The sequence below is a fragment of the Mesorhizobium sp. M7A.F.Ca.ET.027.02.1.1 genome, from assembly GCF_004022985.1.
GTDB lineage: Bacteria > Pseudomonadota > Alphaproteobacteria > Rhizobiales > Rhizobiaceae > Mesorhizobium.
The window spans coordinates 16,139-38,764 of record NZ_RZOL01000001.1 but is presented as its reverse complement, the minus strand read 5'-3'; the positions used below and the strand labels follow the sequence as shown (position 1 = coordinate 38,764).

At 61.4% G+C, this 22,626-nt stretch carries 20 protein-coding genes; 15 read left to right on the top strand and 5 right to left on the bottom strand.

From position 1 onward, the window contains the following. The first annotated feature begins 16 nt into the window (after window positions 1–16). From EN749_RS00175 to EN749_RS00155, 5 genes are all read left to right on the top strand, one after another. The gene (locus EN749_RS00175) at window positions 17–1,021 is read left to right on the top strand and encodes an ABC transporter substrate-binding protein (protein ID WP_127320393.1); all 1,005 of its coding nucleotides are present in this window, start codon (window positions 17–19) and stop codon (window positions 1,019–1,021) included. A 59-nt stretch (window positions 1,022–1,080) separates the two neighbouring features. Next, on the top strand, window positions 1,081–1,941 hold the full coding sequence (locus EN749_RS00170; protein WP_127320394.1) for an ABC transporter permease: 861 nt from the start codon (window positions 1,081–1,083) through the stop codon (window positions 1,939–1,941). A gap of 1 nt (window position 1,942) precedes the next feature. Beyond that, entirely contained in the window at window positions 1,943–2,743 is an 801-nt protein-coding gene (locus tag EN749_RS00165) for an ABC transporter permease (RefSeq protein ID WP_128362370.1), read from the top strand. Continuing rightward, window positions 2,740–3,816, top strand: a complete 1,077-nt coding sequence (locus EN749_RS00160) for an ABC transporter ATP-binding protein (RefSeq protein WP_128362369.1) — start codon at window positions 2,740–2,742, stop codon at window positions 3,814–3,816. Before EN749_RS00165 ends, EN749_RS00160 begins: the two co-directional genes overlap by 4 nt. A 314-nt stretch (window positions 3,817–4,130) precedes the next feature. Further along, window positions 4,131–5,903 (top strand): SLC13 family permease, encoded by a 1,773-nt coding sequence (locus EN749_RS00155; RefSeq protein WP_128362368.1) that lies wholly within the window; start codon window positions 4,131–4,133, stop codon window positions 5,901–5,903. Window positions 5,904–6,200: 297 nt separating this feature from the next. Here EN749_RS00155 and EN749_RS00150 read toward each other — a convergent pair whose 3' ends face one another. The 5 genes from EN749_RS00150 to EN749_RS00130 form a co-directional block, all read right to left on the bottom strand. Continuing rightward, the gene (locus EN749_RS00150; RefSeq protein ID WP_127398531.1) at window positions 6,201–6,797 is read right to left on the bottom strand and encodes a general stress protein; all 597 of its coding nucleotides are present in this window, start codon (window positions 6,795–6,797) and stop codon (window positions 6,201–6,203) included. Window positions 6,798–6,819: 22 nt separating this feature from the next. After that, window positions 6,820–7,563: a DUF4142 domain-containing protein gene (locus EN749_RS00145; RefSeq protein WP_128362367.1), complete on the bottom strand. Its 744-nt coding sequence runs from the start codon at window positions 7,561–7,563 to the stop codon at window positions 6,820–6,822. A gap of 802 nt (window positions 7,564–8,365) precedes the next feature. After that, the gene (locus tag EN749_RS00140; RefSeq protein WP_245491213.1) at window positions 8,366–8,614 is read right to left on the bottom strand and encodes a low affinity iron permease family protein; all 249 of its coding nucleotides are present in this window, start codon (window positions 8,612–8,614) and stop codon (window positions 8,366–8,368) included. Beyond that, window positions 8,593–8,916, bottom strand: a complete 324-nt coding sequence (locus EN749_RS00135; RefSeq protein ID WP_145990869.1) for a metalloregulator ArsR/SmtB family transcription factor — start codon at window positions 8,914–8,916, stop codon at window positions 8,593–8,595. Before EN749_RS00135 ends, EN749_RS00140 begins: the two co-directional genes overlap by 22 nt. A gap of 798 nt (window positions 8,917–9,714) precedes the next feature. Beyond that, window positions 9,715–10,296 (bottom strand): amino acid synthesis family protein, encoded by a 582-nt coding sequence (locus tag EN749_RS00130; protein ID WP_128362366.1) that lies wholly within the window; start codon window positions 10,294–10,296, stop codon window positions 9,715–9,717. A 163-nt stretch (window positions 10,297–10,459) separates the two neighbouring features. On the opposite strand from EN749_RS00130, the gene EN749_RS00125 reads away from it, so the two are divergent. From EN749_RS00125 to EN749_RS00080, 10 genes are all read left to right on the top strand, one after another. After that, a complete protein-coding gene (locus EN749_RS00125) occupies window positions 10,460–12,253 on the top strand; it encodes a helix-turn-helix domain-containing protein (protein ID WP_128362365.1) in 1,794 nt (597 codons plus the stop codon). 176 nt (window positions 12,254–12,429) lie between these two features. Beyond that, window positions 12,430–13,407 carry a flavin reductase family protein gene (locus EN749_RS00120; protein WP_127396695.1) on the top strand — a complete coding sequence of 326 codons (978 nt, stop codon included), beginning with the start codon at window positions 12,430–12,432 and terminating at the stop codon, window positions 13,405–13,407. Between the two features lie 22 nt (window positions 13,408–13,429). Continuing rightward, on the top strand, window positions 13,430–14,941 hold the full coding sequence (locus tag EN749_RS00115; RefSeq protein WP_127332292.1) for an aldehyde dehydrogenase: 1,512 nt from the start codon (window positions 13,430–13,432) through the stop codon (window positions 14,939–14,941). A 27-nt stretch (window positions 14,942–14,968) separates the two neighbouring features. Continuing rightward, window positions 14,969–16,045: an LLM class flavin-dependent oxidoreductase gene (locus EN749_RS00110; protein WP_127332290.1), complete on the top strand. Its 1,077-nt coding sequence runs from the start codon at window positions 14,969–14,971 to the stop codon at window positions 16,043–16,045. A gap of 2 nt (window positions 16,046–16,047) precedes the next feature. Continuing rightward, window positions 16,048–16,875, top strand: a complete 828-nt coding sequence (locus tag EN749_RS00105; protein WP_127811247.1) for an alpha/beta hydrolase — start codon at window positions 16,048–16,050, stop codon at window positions 16,873–16,875. Window positions 16,876–17,140: 265 nt separating this feature from the next. Next, the gene (locus tag EN749_RS00100; RefSeq protein WP_127332357.1) at window positions 17,141–17,974 is read left to right on the top strand and encodes a transporter substrate-binding domain-containing protein; all 834 of its coding nucleotides are present in this window, start codon (window positions 17,141–17,143) and stop codon (window positions 17,972–17,974) included. Between the two features lie 56 nt (window positions 17,975–18,030). Beyond that, window positions 18,031–19,005 carry an amino acid ABC transporter permease gene (locus EN749_RS00095; protein WP_127332355.1) on the top strand — a complete coding sequence of 325 codons (975 nt, stop codon included), beginning with the start codon at window positions 18,031–18,033 and terminating at the stop codon, window positions 19,003–19,005. Beyond that, window positions 19,002–19,745, top strand: coding sequence for an amino acid ABC transporter ATP-binding protein (locus EN749_RS00090; protein WP_127321601.1), 744 nt, complete (start codon window positions 19,002–19,004; stop codon window positions 19,743–19,745). The genes EN749_RS00095 and EN749_RS00090 overlap by 4 nt, the downstream gene beginning before the upstream one ends. 286 nt (window positions 19,746–20,031) lie before the next feature. Next, window positions 20,032–21,519, top strand: a complete 1,488-nt coding sequence (locus EN749_RS00085; RefSeq protein WP_128362364.1) for an ATPase domain-containing protein — start codon at window positions 20,032–20,034, stop codon at window positions 21,517–21,519. Continuing rightward, entirely contained in the window at window positions 21,516–22,556 is a 1,041-nt protein-coding gene (locus EN749_RS00080; protein ID WP_128362363.1) for a sensor histidine kinase, read from the top strand. Before EN749_RS00085 ends, EN749_RS00080 begins: the two co-directional genes overlap by 4 nt. Window positions 22,557–22,626: the final 70 nt, after the last annotated feature.

Genomic DNA, 22,626 nt, shown 5'->3' with positions numbered 1-22,626 from the left:
AACAGAGGAGAATATCATGAAATTGTTTCTGACCGGCTTGCTGGCCGGACTGCTCGCCGCCACCGCTGGCAAGGCCGATGAAATGGCCTTCACAAGTTGGGGTGGCACCACGCAAGAGGCGCAGACGAAATCCTGGGCAGCCCCCTTCGAGGCCAACTCCGGCATCAAGGTCCTGCAAGACGGACCAACCGATTACGGCAAGCTCAAGGCCATGGTCGATGCCGGCAACGTTACCTGGGATGTCGTCGACGTGGAGATGGACTTCGCCATCAAGGCCGCCAAGGACGGGCTGCTGGAACCGATCGACTATTCCCTGGTGCCCAGGGCCGATCTCGACCCGCGCTTCAGCAATGAGCATGCCGTCGGCAGCTTCTATTATTCCTTCGTGCTCGCGTGGAACAAGAGTGCCGTAACGGGCGAACCGACCGGCTGGGCCGACATGTTCGACACCAAGAAGTTTCCCGGCAAGCGGACCTTCTACAAATGGTCGGCGCCCGGCGTCATCGAGATCGCGCTGCTCGCCGACGGCGTGCCGGCGGACAAGCTCTATCCGCTTGACCTCGACCGTGCCTTCAAGAAACTCGACACCATCAAGTCCGACATCGTCTGGTGGGGCGGCGGTGCTGAGTCACAGCAGCTGATCGCTTCCGGGGAGGCCGCCTTCGGGCAACTGTGGAACGGGCGCGTCTTTGCCCTTCAGCAGGATGGCACCGATGTCGGAGTCTCCTGGAACCAGAACCTCACCGCCGCCGACGTGCTCGTCGTGCCGAAAGGCGCCAAGAACAAGGGCAGTGCGATGAAGTTCCTTGCCGCTGCGTCCAGCCCGACCGGCCAGGCGAAATTCGCCGAGGCAAGCGGCTATGCGCCGATCAATACCAAGGCCAAGGCTGAGATGCCCGCCGATGCCGTCAAAGCACTCCCCGATGCCCATGTTGAGGGACAGATCAACCTCGACATGAACTACTGGGCCGAGCATCGAGATGAGATCGCCACGCGCTGGTATGCCTGGCAGACCAAGTAACGCCGTTGCAGGTGACGGGCGCGCGGCTTGCGCGCCCCGTTTCGGGACAGGACCGCTCGATGCAAGGAATTTCTTTCAGACGCAGCTCAGTCGCCGGCCTGCCGGCCGGCAGCGGCAGCGCCTTGCCGGCTCTGCTGCTGGTCGGCCTGTTCTTCATCATGCCGGTGGTGGCCCTGCTGCTGCGCAGCGTAACCGATCCTGAACCGGGCCTGCAGAACTACGCGACCCTGTTCGGCAGCGGCACCTATGTGCGGGTGTTCCTCAACACTTTCCTGGTCGCATCGGTCGTAACCGCCGTCACCATCCTGGTGGCCTTTCCCGTTGCCTGGATGCTGGCGATCATGCCGCCGGCCATGGGATCGATCGTCTTCGGCATCATCGTGCTGTCGATGTGGACCAACCTTCTCACCCGCACCTATGCATGGATGGTGCTGCTGCAGCGTACGGGGGTGATCAACCGGGCACTGATGGGGCTCGGCATCATCCACGAGCCGCTGCCGCTTATCAACAATCTGGCCGGGGTCACCATTGGCATGGTCTACATCATGCTGCCCTTCATGATCCTGCCGCTGGTGGGCACTTTGCGCGCCATCGACCCTATGACGCTGCGCGCCGCCGCCCTTTGCGGCGCAAGCCCGTTCGAGGCCTTCCGCCGCATCCTCTTACCGCTGTCTCTTCCGGGCGTCGCCGCCGGCGGTCTGATGGTCTTCGTCATGTCGCTCGGCTACTTCGTCACACCGGCCCTGCTCGGCGGCACATCGAACATGATGCTGGCAGAGATGATCGCCCAGACGGTGCAGTCGCTACTCAACTGGGGGCTCGGCAGTGCGGCCGCCTTCGTCCTGCTTGTCGTCACCATGGCGCTCTACGCGATCCAGCTTCGCCTGGTTGGTGCCAGGCGCGCCGGGGGAGGGATCTGACATGCTGCTCGACTATGAACGGCTCGGATGGCTGCGGGTGGCGCTTGTCGGCTTCACGGCGGCCGTCGCGGCATTCCTGCTGCTGCCGGTGGTCTTCATCGTGCTCCTGTCGTTCGGTTCGTCGCGCTGGCTGGCCTTTCCGCCACCCGGCTGGACGCTGAGATGGTATCAGCAATTGCTGGGCGACCCGACCTGGATCGATGCCGCGCTGACCAGTGCCCGAATTGCCGCCATGGCCGCTATGCTGGCCGTCATCATCGGCCTGTTCGCTGCCTTCAGCCTGGTCAGGGGTGAGTTCCGCGGACGCCAGGTCCTGCGCGGATTGCTGTTGACGCCGATGGTGCTGCCGGTCGTCGTTTTCGCCATCGCCATCTACGCTTTCTTCCTGCGCATCGGCCTCGCCGGCACCACGGTCGGCTTCGTCGTCGCCCACACCATCCTGGCGCTTCCCTTCGCCATCATCCCGATCACCGCTGCGCTCGAAGGTTTCGACAAATCCATCGAGGATGCAGCCATCGTCTGCGGCGCAAGTCCGTTTCAGGCGCGGCTGAGGATCACCTTGCCGTCGATCAGGATCGGCATCTTCTCGGCGGCGATCTTCTCGTTCCTGGCCTCGTGGGATGAGGTCGTGGTGGCGATTTTCATGGCAAGTCCGACCTTGCAGACCTTGCCGGTTAAGATCTGGGGCAGCCTGCGCGCAGACCTCAGCCCGGTGGTCGCCGCCGCCTCCAGCCTGCTCGTTGGCCTGACGTTTTGCCTGATGATTGTGACCGCACTCCTTCGCAGAAAATTGTCCAGATGACCCGGTCCTTCCTGTCCATACGCGCGCTAAGAAAGACGTTCGGCGCCTTCGTCGCCGTCCACGACGTGACCATCGATGTGCCCAAAGGTGAATTCCTGACATTCCTCGGCCCGTCCGGCTCCGGCAAGTCGACGACGCTCTACGCCATTGCCGGTTTCCAGGATCCGAGCTCAGGCGATGTGCTTTTGGAGGACATGTCGCTGCTTTCGGTGCCGTCGCACAAGCGCAATATCGGCATGGTGTTCCAGCGCTACACGCTGTTTCCGCATCTGAGCGTCGCCGAGAATATCGCCTTTCCGCTGCGCGTGCGCCGCCGGCCCGATGCTGAGATCAAGCGCAAGGTTGCCGACATGCTGGCGCTGGTGCGTCTCGAAAACTTCGCCGACCGCCATCCGGGCGCGCTGTCTGGCGGCCAGCAGCAGCGCGTGGCGCTTGCCCGCGCGCTCGCCTACGACCCGCCGATCCTTTTGATGGACGAGCCGCTATCGGCGCTTGATAAGAAGCTGCGCCAGGAAATCCAGGCCGAGATCCGCCGCATCCACCGGGAGACAGGCGTCACCATCCTCTATGTCACCCACGACCAGGAGGAGGCGCTGCACCTATCCGATCGGATCGCGCTGTTCAGGGAAGGCCGCATCGAACAGATCGGCACCGGCGAGGATCTTTACCTCCGGCCGGCGAGCGAATTTGTTGCGGGCTTCATCGGCAACTCGAATTTTCTGCCGGCTGAGCATTTGCAAACCGCGCGTGGCGCATCCACGATCCGCCTGGCCGACGGCTCAATCGTGACCGGTATCAAAACGACAACATCGTTCGGCCAGGGTCAGAGGGTCCGGCTGATGGTGCGCCCGGAAGCCTTCCGCCTCAAGCCTGGAGCCACGAGCGCGGCGCTCGCCGTCGAGATCATCGACACGGCCTTCTTTGGCGACCGCCGGCGCGTCATGGCGCGCACGGCCGCCGGCGACGAAATTGATGTCAGGCCAGCCTCTGACGCGGAGGGAGCAGACAGCGCCACAACATCAGGCAAGCGTATCTTTTTTGATCCCGGATCGGCCTTCTTGTTTCCGGCCTGAAGGGCCGGATTGGTCAGGTCACGTCGATGTCTGTGAAGGCCCGAAGAACCGCTTCTTAAAATCCGTGTCTGAACGCTGCCGATCCGCTCCTGGCCCAACGCCGCCGGACTGCTTTGCGCCTCATGGTCGTAAGGTCGCTTTTGCCATCGCCTGAAAGCTGACGATCGCAGGCGACTGCGCTGGAAGCCGTGGGACAGTGGCCATCGCCCGATGGCGTTCAGGATCGTGCTGGCAAAGCCGCAATCAGCGAAGCAACAAAAGGGGCGGTTTGGCCGTTCTGATGAGTCGCATTGGCGGCTGGGGCATTCGAAGACATGACGACGCAGCAAATTTTGTCATTTGCCGTAACCTTCGTGATGATGGCAGCGTTCGTGTGGGGTCGCTATCGTTATGATCTGGTCGCGGCCGCGGCACTGTTGCTTGCTCTCGCGGTTGGCATTGTGCCTCTTGACGAAGCCTTCAGCGGGTTCAGCGACGATATCGTGGTTATTGTTGGCAGCGCTCTGCTGGTGAGCGCAGGGATATCGCGCTCGGGTATCATGGAGGCCGCCATCAAGCGCTTTGCTCCGAAATTATCGGGAGTTCGGTCGCAACTGGCGCTGCTGGTGATCGTGGTCACGATCCTCTCTGCCTTTGTAAAGAATATCGGGGCGCTCGCTATCATGATTCCGATCGCCTTCCAGTTCGCGCGCCGGTCTAACATTTCACCCTCGATATTTCTGATGCCTATGGCGTTCGGGTCACTGCTCGGCGGTCTCATGACGCAGGTGGGAACATCTCCCAACATCGTTGTGTCCCGAGTACGAGAGGAACTGACCGGAACCGCCTTCACAATGTTCGACTTCACACCTGTTGGAGTTGCCATAGCCGCTGCCGGAACGATCTTCCTTCTGTTTTTCTATTGGTTGTTGCCGGTGCGCGAAAAGCTTGGCGGATCACTGAACGAAGCCCTCGACATCAAGAACTACCTTACGGAGGCTCGAATTGTCGCCGACTCCACGGTGCTTGGGAAAACCGTCGCAGACCTCATGAAGCTCGCCGGCGGCGATGCAATCGTGACGTCGATTCTGCGCAATCGCACGATGCGGATGACGCCACTGCCCGACGCGATCCTCAAGGTGAATGACATCCTGTTGCTCGAGGGCGACCCAGAAGCGCTGGATCGCCTTGTCTCACAGGGCAGGCTCAGCGTGACCGGGGATAGGGTTGGTGGTGACGACACCACCAACGAAATGGTCGCTATCGAAGCCGTAATCGGTGAAAGCTCCTCTTTGATCGGCTGGACCGCCCAGCGCCTTGCCCTTTACGATCGCTTCAATGTCAACCTCCTGGCTGTCAGCCGTCGCGGGGAGCGCCTCGACCGCAGGCTGGCCGAAGTCGAGCTGAGGCTCGGGGACGTTGTCGTTTTGCGGGGCATTGCAGCCAGGATGCCTGAGATACTTCGTGAACTCGGCTGCTTACCACTGGCAGAAAGGGCAATCCTTCTTGGTAGCGTCCGCAAGGGTATCGTGCCGGTAGTAATCCTTGCTCTCGCCATGGTGGCGACGGCGTTTGGGCTGCTGCCAGTCTCCGTCGCTTTCTTCGCGGCCGCTGTCGCGGTTGTGCTTTTCAAGGTCATTCCGCTCCGCGACGTCTACCAATCGCTCGATGGGCCTATCCTCGTGATGCTGGCCGTTATCATTCCAGTAAGCGATTCGCTACGCAGTACAGGGGCGACGGGAGTAGTTGCCGGCGAGCTCGCCAAACTAGGGACCATTCTTCCGGCGTCCGGCGCACTGATGCTCATCCTTGTCGCCGCCATGGCCGTTACGCCATTCCTCAACAATGCCGCCACCGTCCTTGTCATGGCGCCTATCGCCGCCGAATTTGCTAGTGATCTGGGCTACCGGCCGGAAGCATTTTTGATGGCTGTCGCCATTGGCGCCGGCTGTGACTTTCTCACCCCGATCGGACATCAGTGCAACACGCTTGTCATGGGGCCGGGTGGCTACCGCTTCAGCGACTATCCCCGTCTGGGACTGCCCCTATCTTTTCTCGTAGTCATTGTTGCCGTGCCGATGCTTATGATCGTTTGGCCAGTGGACTGACATCGATATTCGGATGCCCTCCTTGGAAATCCCACATGACACTACATTCCGGTTGGTGTCGCCAACGGTGGCCCTCTCGTCCCGCCCGCGGCGATAGACACTTTGTTCCAGCCGTTTATCGGGGCGAAGGGAAAGCAAGCAAAAGTCGGCACAAGGCGTGTTTTGCGCAGCGGCAGGGCCATGGTGAACGGCAAGCCGTCACAACGACATTCGATCTTGCCGCTAACCTGAGATACGAGCGTTGCACATCGCGCAGGGCGGACGAGGGCGGCCTGTTAGCCGCCCAGTCATTTCATCTCACACGTTGCGACGCCCTCTGGCCCCCTCCAGGTCATCACCTGTGTAGACATCAGCCGTTGGATCGAAGCCGGTCCAACCGCCTGCTTCGTATTCGTTTCGACGGCGGGCGATGTCGACGGAATTATATTGCTTCAGTATCTCTTCCGCGTCGGGGACTAGGTCGTCTTCGACCCTGGCTGTGACCATTGTTCCCCCACGCCGAACGCCTTCGGCATAAACATGTGCGTCGTTTTCCGGCACACCGGACTCTGTCATCGCGCCGATGATGCCACCAGCTGCGCCACCGACCACGGCACCGCCGACAGCGCCGACCGCAGTCGCTGCCAGCCAGCCCGCGGCAACCACGGGGCCGACACCAGGTATGGCCATCAGGCCGAGGCCGGTGAGCAGGCCGCCGGCCCCTCCGATAACGGCGCCGACACCAGCCCCCGCCGCCGCATCCTCGCCAGCCTCCGACGCTTCGCCCGTAAGCCGGCCGCTCGAATTGCTCGCCACGATGCTAATATCGTCGTGCGGAACGCCGGTGGCTTCAAGCTCACCCACAGCGTCGCTTGCTTGATCGTAATTGTCGAAGAGTCCTGTTACGGTTTTCATCTGATTTTTCCTTGCTTGGTGATCAATTCTTGCCGGCAACGACGTTGCCTTGAAAGTCGAGGGCGATGGGCGCTGCTTTGCCGTCCTTGCTGGCGGTTCCACGCCAGATCCCCTTGTCGTCCTTCGTCAGGGCGGAGACGTCCGAGTAACCCGCCTTCTCGATGGCGCTCTTGGCCTGGTCCTCGGTGAAGCTGTTGGCACCAGGCACCGGCGCCGCAGAATTTGTGGTGTCTGCATCGGAGGCGGCTGGCGCGGAACTGTCGGGGGCAGGAGCGGCAGCCGCGACCTTGCCGATCATCTCCTGATGCATCTTAAGTGTCGGCAACGTCTCGCTTGCAAACGACTTGAGAGCGGAATTGTCGCCATCCTTGGCGTAACTTTCAAACATGCTCACAGCGTCGGCATGCGCCGTCCTCTGCATGTCGGCATAGGGTGCATCGACTGGCGCCGCAGCTGAGTGCAACTTGTCGACGTCGCTCTTGTGGGCAGCGTCGAGGTCGGCGGGCACCTGCAATTTCTGTTCGCCGGCAATACTCTCGAGCTTGGCGTTCGCAGTGCCATGGTCGGAGATCATCCTCTGGGCGAAATCCTTAAGGGTCGGATCTTGGAGCTTGTCTTGAGCGACCTTGCTGGACTGCACTTCGAACATCCCGCCGATCGCGGCCTTCGTGACGAAGTCCTGTGCCCTCTCTGCTGACAAGGCAGGCAGTACAGCGGTCATTACGGTCGCGATCGAGAGCGATGCCATGCGTAGTTTGGTTCTCATGCTGAGGTTCCTTGGTTGAGGAGGACGATGAACCCCAATCTCCTGGCGCTACCTTTGTTCCGGACGTTGACAAATGTCGGACATTTCGGGGCGCCGTTCCCGTCGTCGTGAAGCTGGCGGAGCGTCACCGATCCCATTGTCCGGGACCTCAGACCGATCGAAGAGTTGCCATTGCGCGCAGAGGGAGCCTGATGGCGAAAAATCCAACGGTGAAAAGTTCGGTGTGCGATCCGGCAAGAGCCTGAAGCAGACGCGCCCGGTCAGAAAAGCACCACAAAGGCGGAAAGACGTCGGTCGCGCCCCAGACTCCGCCTAACCGGCATGCCGGCGGGTAGGCAGGTCGACATGCGTGACCTCCGCCAAGTGATCGCGCGAACGGCCAAGGCACCCGCCGCTGCTCGTTTCTGATTATGAAAGCCCGCCGCCCCATTTGCGAAGCGGCGGGCTTCATCCGCCCCAACTTGTCAATGCAACTTTGATGCCAAACCTTTTTGGCTCTCTATAGGACAATGGGCCTGTCCGACAGCGATCAAACAGACATCCAAAATGCCAGCAGCAGGGCGCATATGGATGAGACGAAAGCAGCGGTGGCAAAAAGCACGCCCTGCCAATCTGGCGGTGGATCGGACACCAACTTGTCGGGGGGCGGATGATTGTCATTCATGATAAGCAATTTTGCGATGCCAAGTTTGGTCCCGCTAATCCTTCAGGTTGTCGGCGGAAATGGCCGCCCTACCGAAGGCCAAAGAACTCAAAATCGCCAAGACGACGACCACCGGACCGACTAGCCAAATGATATTGTTCATGATCTCTCTCCTGTTGCTTTCGAAAGTTCGCGCCTGGCAGCGCCGATCGTTCGGGACGCCTCTGCTTCGAGTTCTACAAGCTTGTCCCGGATCTCCTCCGGCTCGGCGTGCTCCAATCCGACAACGTCATTTCTGGTTTCATTCAGTGAAACGATGATCTCATCGAGTTTGGCGTGAATGGCGGCGGTGTCGCGATAGCCTTGTAGAAGGACAACACCAGTGATCACGATGGCGGCAACCGACAGGGCGTAGGCAGAGTTTTCCGCTCAGCAAGCCAGTCCAGGAGTTCAAGGACCTTCAGGGCACGATCTGTGCACGAGTAATACGCTTTTTGACGCTCCTGCTTCCGCGTGACCAGCCCAAATTCTCGCATTATGCTAAGGTGTTGGGAGAGTGCGGAGTTGCTAAGCCCTAATCGCGACGCCAGATCAGAAACGGATATTTCTGCGTCGGCAAGAATGACTAGAGCGAGAAGGCGCTTTTCATTAGCCATGGCAGCGAGCAGCTCCGCGGACGGCGCATAAATGCTGTGGTTTTCGGGATCCATGATGTCTCCCTCACTCACGCGTCGAGCGGGCCTTGCGCAGGCCGAAATGTAAAGAACTCTGAACTCGCCTCCCATTTACCGCAGCGGCGGGCCAAGGATGACGTGCCGGGATCGTCGGGCGCTCCGGCGCGTTAGAACTATTAGCGTAGCGTAATGTTCCATCAGAAGGGCGTCGCTGTCTGACGGCCGGCGTCGGCGGCTAAGCGCCTTAGCTCCTGGATCGACCCTTCTTCGAAGCCTGGGAACCTTTGGCTTCGGCAGCAAGGCGTTGTTCTCGAAGTCGCGCAGTTTTTAAAAAACGCGCCTCTCTCTCGGCCGCGTTAGCAACTTTTGCCTCGCGGTCTGCGCGATCCAATCGGTCTTTGTCGATGCTTCGCTGGGACACTTTGGCCTCCTACCAGAAGACCGTTGAATTTACTTTTCGCTAAATTGTTCCCGTCAATTCGGCGACTGCCTTCCTGACGCTTGCGGCACCAACAAAGCAAAACACCGCCACCGGCGTAGCGGGCTCTTGAAGAGGCAGGCAATTGGAGGGTACTGACAAACTAGGTACCGCCACAGTGCTTCCGGCATCAAAGGTGCCGGATGCAACGCCGCATGCCGACAGCATCGATGGGCCGGAGATGAACGGCAAGGACGCCTGTGCAGTTCGCCAAGCACCTTCGGGTCCGGAGAGCCTGCACTGCAGCCTAGCAAGCTCTTCGAAACAGGCCGCGAGATCGTCATCAGCATTCGCCGGCTCTGAACATTGGTGATGTTGTGGAACCCACGGTGATGTTGTGGAACCCAGCGCAAGCCTCACATCGCTGCTTCCTGCTCCATCTCTTTCATGTCCTGAAAGCGGTCCGCAATCCGTGGGTGAACCCGGCCGCCGTCCGCAGCACCGATGGCAACGACAATCTCGTCGGCAGCCGGGCCGTCGGCGATCTGGAAGTTGGCGGTGATGAAATGCGAGCGGCGACCGTTCTCGATCTTGTGCATCATCGGCAGCGATAGCAGCGCGCCCGGCGCGTTGCGGGTGTTACAGAATTCGAGATAGGTCGTGCCGCCGACGGCGTCGCGGAAGACATTGCCGAAGCGCAGCGTATGGATCATGGCGGAGGCATGCTCGATCTCGCCGGCGGTTCCGACGGCGGCCGCCTTGCCGTAGCTTTCGATGCGTTCCGCCTGCATCAATCCAATCAGGCGGCTCGTGAGTTCCTGCCCCAGCCGGGGCGCTATGGCGACAATCTCCGGCTGCAAATCCTCGACGAAGCCGCGCCCGGCCCATGGGTTGCGCAGGACGGCTGCCACCACGATCGACGTTACCGGCCTTGCACCCGCTTTGCCGCCTTCGATGTGCACTTCCTCGATGAAGGTGCTGACTTTTCGCAATTCCATGATTTGGCCTCTCCAGGTGGAAGCTCAAGCTAATGCACGCCAACCGTCGGGTATTCCTCCGGTTCGTAGGAAGAAACGGCGTGCGTCCCGCTTGGAAGCGGTGTAGCGTTCGTATATCCGCGACGGCTTAAATTCGCCCTTCGCGAGCGGCGGAAGATCAGGCGTGGACCACGAGTCGCAAATTCTCTCCTTGCGGGATGCCGCCAGCCTCATCAATTCGGGCGGCGATCTCCAGTCCGTGCTGCGCCATCTCGTGCTGGCGGCCTGTCGTCATGCCCAATGGACTCTAGGCTCGATCATGGGCATCGACGCCCCCCACGGCCACGCCTATGTCATCGTGCGCCACGACCCGACGCTCATTCACCGCACGTTGCCGGACCGTTGGGAGCTGGCCACCAGTCCCTCGATCGTCGCGCTCAACCGCAACGAGCCGGTCTACATCAGGGACGCGCGCGTATCGGAGGAGTTCCCGGGCTACCGCCGAGAAGCCTTCGAGCGCGACTACCGCAGTGTTCTGGTCATGCCGATGAACTGCGTCGACGAAGACGGCCGGCCGATGGTGCTGACCGTCGTTTCCCGCGAGATCACCGAAGTGACGGCGCAGGATATCGCCTTCATCGGCATGATCGTGCATCTGGGTGAGATCGCGGTCGAGAAGCAGCATCGGCTGCGCCAGGAGAAGCAGGCCGGCGAGCGTCTGCAGCGCGCCCTCTCGGCGCACACCTCGCTTCTCCAGCAAGCCTTGTCGGACGGATCGGTGGCCTCGCTCGCCGAAAAAGTCAGCGAGCTGCTACCCAATCCTGTGGTGGTGATCGATTTCCATGCCAATCTGGTTGTCGCCGGCCGTTCCCCGAGCGAGGCGCATTTCGACACCGCCTCCTGGCAGCAGGCGGTGAGCGGAACGCTCAGCCGGCAAATCTTCAAGATAGCTCGCGGCGCGTCCGACGGGCGTCACACCGACACGCTGTTCGTCGATGACGGCAAGCGACAGCTCAAGCTTTCGGTGCGCATCGAGCCGCTTAGCATCGACGCCGAAGTGGTTGGCGCACTGATGATTTTCCCGACGCCTCACGAGTCTGGTCAACTCGATCAGATGCTGCTCGACAGCACCAAATTCGCCCTCAGTGTGCAGATGATGCGCAGCTTCGTGCGCTTCCGTTTCGAGACGCGCTCGCTGACCGAGCTTTTCCTGGAGGTGGCGGAGCGCCGCTGGCGCGACGAGGCCGATATCGTCAATCGCGCCCGCCGGCTGGGGCTCGACTTGACCGTTGCACAGAAGATGATCGTCGTCGACCTCGCCGAACAGGACGGTGCCATCGGCCTTGCCGATCCGCATCATGAGGTCATGCGTCTGCTGCAGCAGGCCGGCATTGCCGGCACGGCAATCGCGGTGGAGGATGGGCTTGTCTGTCTTGTCCCGGCCGATACCGGGCAGGATGGCGCGCGCTTCGCGAAATTGCCGCACAAGATTGCGGCCGGGCTTGGCCGCTATTTCGAAGGTGAGCCGGTGGTTGTGCTTTCCGAGGCCTGTGCCGCGCTGGTCGATTATCCCATCGCCTGGGAGCGGTGCCGCCGCATGATCCGGATCGGCCGTTCCTTCGGACGCACCGGCGTTTTTGCCGGCCAGGATTTCGGTCCGTTGCCGATATTGGTCGCCGCTGCCGACGCTCCGGACGTGCGCGGCTTCGTCGACGAAAGTGTCGGCGCCCTGATCGCGCATGACCGCGAGCACGGCACGCCCTATCTGGAGACGTTATTTGCCTATCTGCGCGAGGGCTGCCGCAGCCAGGCCTGCGCCGACGCCATCGGCCTGCATGTCACCACCTTACGCTATCGCCTGTCGCGCATGGAGGACCTGTTCGGCATCCGTCTCGACACGCCCGAACAGCGCTTCGCGGTTGAACTCGCGATCCGTCTCAGCGGCATCATCGACAGCCGCACGCCGACAGCCCGTTAGACTCTGTTGACCTCGCCACCACTGTTTCGACGCGGCAGCCGCCGCAAGTGCAGGCGCGCTGCGCCTGCACTTGCTCGGGATGGCAGCAGCACGCCCCGACATCTTTCCTACAGACCGGAGGAAGAAGGCCGGCCGTCTCTTGCCTAGCTTTCATCCGACACTATGGGAGGAAAGCAATGGCGGACGCGGTGGTACACAGGACGATCGACCCGATCGCCTTGCGTCGTGCCTTCGGCACCTTCGTCACCGGCGTGACCGTCATCACCACGCGCGACTGCGACGGCAATCCGCGCGGCATGACCGCGAACTCCTTTACCTCGGTCTCGCTTGACCCGCCGTTGCTCCTGGTCTGCGTCGCCAAGGCGGCGGCGAGCTTTCCCGCATTCAACGAAACACGGTCCTTCGCGGTCAATTTCCTCCATGAAGGCCAGGTCGACGTTTCTTCGGTGTTCGCATCCAAAGCGGCGGACAAATTCCAGTCGGTCAACTATGACCGCGCCCACACCGGCGCGCCGATCCTCACCGACAGCCTGACATGGTTCGACTGCACCGTTCACAACCGCATCGAGGCCGGCGACCACATCATCCTGATCGGCCAGGTCCAGGCTTTCGGAACCAGCCCATCGGCGCCGCTCGGGTTTTGCCGCGGCCGTTACGCCAGCGTAAAGGATCCGCTGCCTGCCGGCTGGCTGGCCTCGCAGGACATGATCATCGGCTATCTTGTCGAAGCCGGCGACCGCATCCTCTTGCGCACCGATGGCAAGGGAAGTTGGGTGCTGCCGACGGCGCGGCGCCGCAAGGCCGACAGTCAGCTCGTCCTCGATGGCGGCGAGGCGCTGACCCTCGTCCCTGAAAACACCTTCCTCTATTCGGTCTTCGACGTCGCCGACAGCGACCCGGGCTATCTCATCTACCGCGCCGAACTGAGCCGTGAGAGCGCTGAAGCAGCACTTCCGGATGGCCACGCCTTCTTTTCCGTCGACGCGCTGCCCTATGAGCGGGTCGCCACCCATGAATTGCGCGCCATGCTGCGCCGCTATGCGCGGGAGCGCCAGGACAATCGCTTCGGCATTTACATCGACACCGGCGACGGCGGCCGCGTCGCCATGATCGACGGCCAGTCGCAATCGTGGACGCAAGCCGCATCCGAATGATGCTTCACCCAGGACAGACAGCATGAAAACGACGGTCGAATCGCTCGAAGGCTCACGCCAGAACCTGTTCATCAACGGCGCGTTCGTGGCGCCGAAAGGTGGCCAATACATCGACAGTTTCGATCCGACCACCGGCAAGCCCTGGTACCAATTCGCAGAGGCCAATGCCGAGGATGTCGGCGCGGCCGTGGAGGCGGCGCGCCTAGCTTTTGCCAATCCAGTCTGGCGACGCATGACCCAGACCGACCGCGGCACGCTGGTGCGCCGTTTGGGGGAACTGGTGCTGGAGCACGCCGACGAGTTGGCGCTGATCGAGACCCGTGACAACGGCAAGCTGCTCAAGGAAATGCGGGCGCAGATGCGCGCCATGCCCGACAGCTACACCTATTTCGCAGGGATGGCCGACAAGCTGCTCGGCGACACCATTCCGGTCAACAAGCTCGACATGCTCAATTTCAACCTGCGCGAGCCGATCGGCGTCGTCGGCATGATCACGCCATGGAACTCGCCGCTGATGCTGCTCACCGGCACGCTGGCGCCATGCCTGGCGCTCGGCAACACGGTGGTCGTCAAGCCGTCCGAGCATGCCAGTGCCTCCACGCTCGCGCTGGCCGAGCTGATCATGGAGGCCGGCTTCCCGGCCGGCGTCGTCAATGTCGTGACCGGCACCGGCGCCGTGGCGGGGGACGCGCTGACCCGGCACCCTGGCATCGCGAAATTCGTCTTCACCGGTTCGACGGCGACGGGCCGGCGGATTGCCGCCAATGCGGCTGAGAACCTCATCCCCTGTTCGATGGAACTCGGCGGCAAGTCGCCACATGTCGTCTTCGACGACGTCGACATCGACCATGCCGTCAACGGCGTCGTGTCCGGTGTGTTCGCGGCGGCTGGGCAGACCTGCGTCGCCGGTTCGCGCTGTTTCGTCGAGGCCAGCGTCTACGATCGGTTCGTCGAGGCGCTGGTCGAACGCACGCGGCGCGTGCGGGTCGGGCTGCCGATGCTGGAGGAAACCGACGTCGGACCGCTGGCGCTGTCGGTGCAACTCGCCAAGGTGGAAGGCTACGTCGCCTCGGGCGTGCGCCAGGGCGCGCGGATTGCGGCCGGCGGCAAGCGGCCGCAGGCGGATGAGCTTGCAGGCGGCTGGTACTTCGAGCCGACCGTGATGACCGATGCCGACAACGGCATGGACTTCATGCAGGAGGAGCTGTTCGGTCCTGTCGTCGGCGTCATCCCGTTCTCGTCGGAAGACCAGATGATCCGTCTCGCCAACGACACCCGCTATGGCCTCGCCTCCGGCATCTGGACCCGGGACATCAACCGCGCGCTGCGTTTCGCCAGGAATGTCGAAGCCGGCACCGTCTGGATCAACACCTACCGCGCCTCGTCCTTCATGTCCGCCAATGGCGGCTTCAAGGAGAGCGGCTACGGGCGGCGCGGCGGCTTCGACGCCATGGAGGAGTTCTCGCGCCTGAAGAACGTCGTCATCGACTACTCGGGCGCCATGCAGGACCCCTTCATTATCCGCCTTCGCTGACCAACCCGACGCACTGGGGAGACCGACATGAAATTCGCCGTTTCGCTGACCATGGAACGCTTCTCGCCCGACATGCCGATGTCGAAGGTGAAGAGCAATCTCCTCGAGTTGGCGCGCCTGGCCGACGAGGGTGGCTTCGAGACGCTGTGGACGGCGGAGCATCACACGATCGAATGCACGATCTCGCCCAACCCCCTGATGACGCTGACCTGGCTTGCCCAGCATACCGAGCAGATCCGCCTCGGCACCTCGACGCTGGTCGCGCCCTACTGGAGCCCGATCCGGTTGGCAGGGGAGGCGGCACTTTGTGATCACCTGACCGGCGGGCGGCTGGAGTTCGGCATCGCGCGCGGTTCGTACCAATATGAGTTCGACCGCATGGCCGGCGGCATGCCGCAGCAGGAAGGCGTTGCCTATCTGAAGGAGCTGGTGCCGGCGGTGAAGAAGCTGTGGGCACAGGATTATGCCCATGACGGCGATTACTGGAAGTTCCCGCTCGCCGCCGGCGTGCCGAAGCCGCTGCAGACGCCGCATCCGCCGATCTGGGTGGCCGCGCGGGACCCGGGAACCTTCGACTGGGCGGTCGGCATCGGCGCTTCGATCCTGTCGACGCCCTTGTCGGCGCCGGCGGCCGAGATCGCCGTGCTCGGCGAGAAATTCCGCAAGGCCGTCGCCGATCATCCGGAGGTGCCGCGCCCGCGCCTGATGATGCAGCGGCGCACCTGCGTCTACGAACGAGCGCAGGACTGGGAGATCGCGGTCGGGCATGCCATTGACTATGGCCGCGCGTTCGAGAACCTGTTCCAGAACATCGGCACCGTGCAAAACGGCTTTCCCGAAGCTATCCCCTACGAGAGCGTCAAGGGCAAAGATAATTACAATCCCGAGAACATCCGTCGCAACCTGATGTTCGGCACGCCCGACGAGGTGATCGAGAAGCTGCTCGACTATGAAGCCGCGGGCGTTGACCAGTATTGCCTCGGCCTGACGTTCAACCTGCCGTTCGAGCTGCAGAAGAAGACGATCAAGCTGTGGGTCGACGAGGTGATGCCGGTCTTCGCCGCGCGCGAGCGCGACAGGGCGCGCCAGGCGGCGAGGGCGTGACCATGGCGCGCTCCGGCCAGCTCGATGTCGAGGGCGTGCTGCTCAACTGGCGCCTTGAGGGTGAGGGTGGGTTGCCGCTGGTCTGCATCCATGGAGTCGGCTCCTATCTCGAAGCCTGGAGTGGCGTGGCGGGCCAACTGAAAGATCGCTTCTCGGTTCTCACCTTCGACCTGCGCGGCCATGGCCGCTCCAGCCGGATCAAGGGCCGTTACGAGATCGATGATTTCGTCAAGGAAACGCTGGCGCTGGCCGACCATGTCGGGTTTGCCACCTTCCATCTGGCCGGGTTTTCACTAGGTGGCCTGATCGCACAGCGCCTGTCGCTGACGCATGCCGAGCGCCTGAAAAAACTGGTGTTGCTGTCGACGGTCGCCGGCCGCACGCCCGAGGAACGGCACGCGGTGCGTGGCCGGCTGGCGGCGCTGATGGCGAGCGATGCCTCAGTGCATCATGCAGCCTCGCTGTCGCGCTGGCTGACGGAGGATTTTCAGGACAGCAACCCGGAGGTCATCGCCGAGTTGCGCCGGCGTGACGCTGAAAACGACCGCGACTGCTATGCGGCCGCCTATCGCGTTCTGGCCGAGACCGATTTCGGCGGCATTCTCGACCGCATCACCTGCCCGACGCTGATCGTGACCGGGGAGGACGATCAGGGCTCCAGCCCGCGGATGGCACGGCTGATGCACGAACAGGTGCAAGGGTCGCAACTCGCCATCCTGCCCGGACTTCGTCATTCGATCCTGATCGAGGCGCCGGCTCGGGTTGCCACCCTGATGGGCGATTTCCTGATGGACGCTGACCGCGGGAAAGGGGGCGGCGCCGATGAATAGCAGCCTTCGCGATGCGAAAGCGAACGCCGGACACCACTGGCTGCACGACACCTCGCAGGGAGCGGGCCGAGACCTTCCCTGTGATCGGGGGAATGGCGACGGCTAACATCCTCCGCGACATCGGAAGACCGGACCGGCCACGACGTCGCTAAATCGGCGGGCCTTTGGGAGAGGACGCCGACCAGGTCGGCACGAAATTGGGACGTCACGACCGGCTGAACGGAAGTGACTGCAAGGAACTGAACAACAACAGGGGAATACGGATATGACATTCTGGAACAGACCACAGCTGACGTTGGCCGCGATGGCGCTTGCGCTTGGCGCATATCCTGCTCACGCAGGCGCGGTGCTCGACCGCGTTTTGGCGGCCGGCACGCTCAAGGTGGCGACCGATGCCAACTGGGCGCCGCAGTCCTTCGTGAATTCCAGCAACGAGCTGGACGGCTTCGATGTCGACGTCGCCAAGGCCATCGGCAAGCACCTCGGCGTCAAGGTCGAGTTCATCACGCCCGGCTGGGACATCATCACCGCCGGCCATTGGGCGGGGCGCTGGGACATGCATGCCGGCTCGATGACGCCGACCAAGAAACGCGCCGAGATCTTCGATTTTCCGGCGGTCTACTATTACACGCCGGCGGCCGTTGCCGTGCACAAGGACAGCAAGGCCAAGACGCTGGCAGATCTCGACGGCAAGGTGGTCGGCGCCACCAGCACCTCCACTTTCGAGGCCTATGCCAAGAAGGATCTGACGCTCGACGCCGCCGGCGCGCCGCCATTCGAGTACAAGCTCAACCCGAAGGAGGTCCGCTCCTACGAGAATTCGACGACCGCCTTTGACGACCTCCGCCTCGGCGACGGCGTGCGCCTGGACGCGGTGGTCTCTTCGCTACCGTCGATCCTCGACGCCGAGAAGGCCGGCTACCCGATCAAGCAACTAGGCGATCCGGTGTTTTACGAGCCGCTGGCGATTGCCATCGAACGCGGCGATCCCGAACTCTCCGCCAAGATCGGCGACGCCGTGAAAGCGATGAAGGAGGATGGCACGCTGAGCAAGCTCTCCGAAAAGTGGTACGGGCAGGATTATTCGAAGACCAACTAGCCCCTTTCAAAGGCGGCCTGCCCCCCGGCAGGCCGCCGAACAGCCGGTGCTCAAAGATGCTCTATCCCGATACCGTCGAAGCCGAAATCCTCGTCCACAAACCCTGGTTCGTGGCTACGATGTTCGGCGTCGTTCTGCTTCTCTTCATGGCTTTCAACATGTCGAGCACCAGCTTTGCCGAACTAATGCGCCCCGTGATCGGCGAACCGTCGGTGAGTGGCTTCTACGGCCGCTTTGCCATTGCTTTCGCCATAGCGGTGATCTTCACCTTGAACGTCGTGCTGATCGGCTTCGCGCCGCTCAAGTTCCAGATCGGCATCGTCTGGCTCGAACTGCTGCTCCTGTTCATCGCCTTCTTCGAAACGTTCCATCTCAGCCTGCCCTTTATCAGGGAGAAGCTGCCGTTCCTGATTAGCCAGGGCGTTGTCACCACACTCTACGTCTCGGCCATTTCGATCGTTATCGCTTCCGTCATCGCCGTCGCCGGTGCGGTGGCCAAGCTTTCCAGCAATGGCTTCGCCTACGCCATCGCCAGCTTCTACACCTCCTTCTTCCGCGGCCTGCCGCTACTCATGCAGGTCTATCTGATCTATCTCGGGCTGCCGCAGCTCGGCTTTGTCATTGATGCGGTTCCGGCCGGCATCCTGGCGCTATCGCTCTGCTACGGCGCCTACATGACCGAAATCTTCCGCTCCGGCATACAGAGCATCGATCGCGGCCAGTGGGAGGCGTCGCGCTCCATGGGCTTCGGCTTCACGCTGACCATGCGTCGCATCATTCTGCCGCAGGCATTGCCGGTCATCATTCCGCCAACGGGCAACCAGTTCATCTCGATGCTGAAGGATTCCTCGCTGGTCTCGGTCATCGGCGTGTGGGAGCTGATGTTCCTGGCGCGCACCCTCGGACAGAAGACCTTCCAGCACATGGAGATGCTGATCTCGGCAGCCATGATCTACTGGATGCTGTCGATCTGCCTCGAACTGGTCCAATCGCGGATCGAACGGCATTACCACAGGAGCAAGGTGCGATGAGCGCTCCGGCCATCATTGAAGCCAAGTCCGTTTCCAAATGGTACGGCCAATTCCAGGCGCTGAAGAACATCAACCTGATCGTCCACAAGGGCGAGCGGATCGTGATCTGCGGGCCCTCGGGTTCCGGCAAATCAACGCTCATCCGCTGCTTCAATCGCCTGGAGGCGCATCAAGAGGGCGACATCGTCGTCAACGGCGTTGCCTTACATGGCAAGATGACCAACGTTGCCGCCGTGCGCTCCAACGTCGGCATGGTCTTCCAGCACTTCAACCTGTTTCCGCACATGACGGTGCTGATGAACTGCATGGCCGGCCCAATGTGGGTGAAGGGCGTATCGGAAAAGCAGGCGCGCAAGACCGCACTGAAGTTCCTTGAGCGGGTCCGCATTCCCGAGCAGGCGAACAAGTTCCCCATCCAACTGTCCGGCGGACAGCAGCAGCGCGTGGCGATTGCCCGCAGCCTGTGCATGGAACCGGCTGTCATGCTGTTCGATGAGCCGACCTCCGCCCTCGATCCGGAAATGGTCTCCGAGGTGCTAGAGACGATGACGGGATTGGCTCGGGACGGCATGACCATGGTGTGTGTGACGCATGAGATGGGTTTTGCGCGTGCGGTTGCCGACCGGGTGATCTTCATGGACGCTGGGCAGATCGTCGAGGAGGGCACGCCCGACGGGTTTTTCGGCCACCCGCGCCATGATCGAACCAAGTTGTTCCTCAGCCAGATACTGAAGCATTAAACTTCCAGAAAAAAGCTGCGTGGATGCGCTGGACGAACGGCCCGTGCCTTTCCTCAACCAGCAGCGCGCGGGTGCCGCCGATCCTTGCGGATCGTGTCTGCCAGCGCGACGCTGACGTCGGACGCTTTGCTAGCCTCAATGCCAATCACCAAGCTGCTCAACAATATCGATGCGGTAGGCGCCGGATTTTGCGTACCCACAGTGTTGCCGATGCCTTGCAAGTCAGCCGGGGAACCATTGAAAATCCTGGCCGTTACGGTGGTCCTGGTCCGCGCGAGAGGGCACTTTGGAAACAGATGATGCATCACCGATCACTTCTGGCGTCGAGGGTCTCGATTACATCCTGAGAGGTGGTTATGCCAAATACCGGTCACACCTGATCGAGGGCAGGCCTGGATCCGGCAAGACGACGCTCGGGCTGCAGTTTCTGATCAACGGCGCACAGAACGGAGACAGGTGCCTTTACATCACACTTTCCGAGAGCAAGCGTGAACTTCTGTCGGTCGCCAATCGTCATGGGATGTCACTAGACGGCGTAGACATTCTGGAACTGGTACCCCCGGAGCTCAGCCTCGATCCGTCTCAACGCCAGACACTGGTGCACTCCTCCGACCTTGAACTGGGTGAAACGGTCCAATCCGCACTGGATGAAATAGGCCGTCTTAAGCCGGATCGTGTCGTTTTCGACTCCCTGTCGGAGATACGCCTCCTATCCCAGGGCTCCTTGCGCTACCGGCGGCAGGTGCTGGCGTTGAAGAGCTTCTTCCTTCTTAACGACGCAACGGTTCTGCTCCTTGACGACCTGACCGCCGAATTTGACGATTTGAACCTGCATTCTATCAGCCATGGGGTCATTCGCATGGAGCAGCTGTCACCCGTGTATGGGGGGGAACGCCGCCGCTTGCGGGTCATCAAGATGAGAGGTGTGGAAATTCGTGGCGGATACCATGACTTTGTCATCCGGCCAGGTGGGGTATCGGTCTTCCCCCGGCTCGTGGCCGGCGAACACGAGGAAGGGAAGCAGGGCCCGCCAGCCCTAAGTGGCACTTCCCTCGACAATCTATTGGGCGGCGGGCTGTCACGAGGCACCAGCACCTTGTTGATCGGGCCATCAGGTGTAGGCAAGTCTACGATTGCTTCAACATTCTGCCACGCCGCGCTTTTGCGCGGCGAGACGGTGCTGGTGCTTCTTTTCGATGAAACGAAGCGTATCTTCCTGGCGCGCGCAGCCGGGCTTGGATTGGACCTGGAACCGTTCATCAAGAGTGACATGCTTCTCCTGGAGAAAGTCGAGCCTGCTGAACTGTCACCCGGAGAGCTGTCGTCTCGGATCCAAGCCGCCGTGGACCATTCGAATGCGCGGCTTGTGGTGATCGACAGCCTAACCGGCTACTTGAATGCGATGTCCGAGGAACAGCATCTGGTGTTGCAAATGCACGAGATCCTTACCTACCTCAATCAAAAAGGCGTCGTCACAATCCTTCTGCTCGCCAACCACGGATTGCTCGGGCAAATGGTGGCGCCCGTGGACATGACATACCTCTGCGATTCGGTCATGTTGTTGCGCTTCTTTGAGAATGACGGGAGGTTGAGGCGCGCGATCTCAGTAGTGAAAAAGCGCGTCGGCGCCCATGAAGACACCATTCGCGAATTCAAGATCAGCCCCGCCGGCCTCGCCGTGGGGGAACCTCTTGAACAGTTCCGAGGCATCCTGACGGGGGTGCCCTCCTATCAGGGCAAGCAGGGCGATCTTCTCAAAGATAAATCATCGTGATGGCAACGGATCCCGGAGTGCTCATCCTCTCACCGACCGGCCGTGATGCAAAAATCGCGGCATCAATCCTCGCGTCGAAGGGCATTGTAACGCATGTCTGCAGCACTCTTGCTGAGACGTTGCCGCTGCTGGATATGGCACAGTGCCTAGTCGTTGCAGAAGAAGCATTGCTCACTTCGGATCGCAATCCATTCGCCGCCTGGCTTGAAAGCCAGCCGGCCTGGTCTGATTTTCCGATCGTTCTGCTCACGATGCGTGGCGCTGAGTTCGACGAGCGGCTGAGATTTCTCGACCGCTATCTCATCGTTCTGGAGCGGCCGTTTCTGGCATCAAGTCTAGCCAACTCCGTGCGTTCCGCGCTGCGCGCCCGCACGCGGCAGCTCGAAGTCAAATCCTTGCTCGAGCACAAAGAGGAAGTGGCGCATCGTCAGAAGCTGTTGATCCGGGAGCTTCATCACCGCGTCAAGAATACTCTCGCTAATGTGAGAGCGATGATGGGGGCAACAGCCCGCTCAAGCAGCAATGTGGATGATTTCGTGCGCAATTTCTCGGCCAGGCTGGTATCTCTGGCTGACACCCATTCGATGCTGACAGATGATTATTGGCAGACCGCATTTCTGCACAAATTGCTGGAAACCGAGCTTCGGCATTACGACACGACGGACAGGTCACGCATTCTCTTGGAAGGGCCTGATGTCGCGCTTGTCGCGGATCTCGCAATACCCGTGGGCATGGCTTTCCATGAGCTGGCGTCGAATTCGTCGAAATTCGGAGCGTTGTCCTGGCCTCGGGGACGGCTTGAGGTACGCTGGTCGGTGGCGCAATTCAAAAATGCTCAAGTGGTTCATCTTGACTGGCGTGAACGCGATGGCCCTGAGGTGCACCCGCCCCAGCGAAGTGGTTTTGGCACAACCTTGCTAGAGAGGGTTGTCGCCGTGCAGTGCGACGCAAAGGTTGAGCTGCAATACCACCCCAAGGGGTTAAGATTTGCAATGGACTTGCCCCTTCGAGACACCAGGCTTGTCCCTGCCTACTAGTCTGCGCGGGCCGTTTCGGGGGCGCCCTATTGGCGGCAAAAGGCCTATCTGGCGAGCAATCGCGGGGACT

Excerpts from the sequence above, each read along its gene's own strand:
- EN749_RS00175 (WP_127320393.1), top strand. The coding sequence starts at position 17 with ATGAAATTGTTTCTGACCGGCTTGCTGGCCGGACTGCTCGCCGCCACC.
- EN749_RS00170 (WP_127320394.1), top strand. The coding sequence starts at position 1,081 with ATGCAAGGAATTTCTTTCAGACGCAGCTCAGTCGCCGGCCTGCCGGCC.
- EN749_RS00165 (WP_128362370.1), top strand. The coding sequence starts at position 1,943 with ATGCTGCTCGACTATGAACGGCTCGGATGGCTGCGGGTGGCGCTTGTC.
- EN749_RS00160 (WP_128362369.1), top strand. The coding sequence starts at position 2,740 with ATGACCCGGTCCTTCCTGTCCATACGCGCGCTAAGAAAGACGTTCGGC.
- EN749_RS00155 (WP_128362368.1), top strand. The coding sequence starts at position 4,131 with ATGACGACGCAGCAAATTTTGTCATTTGCCGTAACCTTCGTGATGATG.
- EN749_RS00150 (WP_127398531.1), bottom strand. The coding sequence starts at position 6,797 with ATGAAAACCGTAACAGGACTCTTCGACAATTACGATCAAGCAAGCGAC.
- EN749_RS00145 (WP_128362367.1), bottom strand. The coding sequence starts at position 7,563 with ATGAGAACCAAACTACGCATGGCATCGCTCTCGATCGCGACCGTAATG.
- EN749_RS00135 (WP_145990869.1), bottom strand. The coding sequence starts at position 8,916 with ATGGATCCCGAAAACCACAGCATTTATGCGCCGTCCGCGGAGCTGCTC.
- EN749_RS00130 (WP_128362366.1), bottom strand. The coding sequence starts at position 10,296 with ATGGAATTGCGAAAAGTCAGCACCTTCATCGAGGAAGTGCACATCGAA.
- EN749_RS00120 (WP_127396695.1), top strand. The coding sequence starts at position 12,430 with ATGGCGGACGCGGTGGTACACAGGACGATCGACCCGATCGCCTTGCGT.
- EN749_RS00115 (WP_127332292.1), top strand. The coding sequence starts at position 13,430 with ATGAAAACGACGGTCGAATCGCTCGAAGGCTCACGCCAGAACCTGTTC.
- EN749_RS00110 (WP_127332290.1), top strand. The coding sequence starts at position 14,969 with ATGAAATTCGCCGTTTCGCTGACCATGGAACGCTTCTCGCCCGACATG.
- EN749_RS00105 (WP_127811247.1), top strand. The coding sequence starts at position 16,048 with ATGGCGCGCTCCGGCCAGCTCGATGTCGAGGGCGTGCTGCTCAACTGG.
- EN749_RS00100 (WP_127332357.1), top strand. The coding sequence starts at position 17,141 with ATGACATTCTGGAACAGACCACAGCTGACGTTGGCCGCGATGGCGCTT.
- EN749_RS00095 (WP_127332355.1), top strand. The coding sequence starts at position 18,031 with ATGCTCTATCCCGATACCGTCGAAGCCGAAATCCTCGTCCACAAACCC.
- EN749_RS00090 (WP_127321601.1), top strand. The coding sequence starts at position 19,002 with ATGAGCGCTCCGGCCATCATTGAAGCCAAGTCCGTTTCCAAATGGTAC.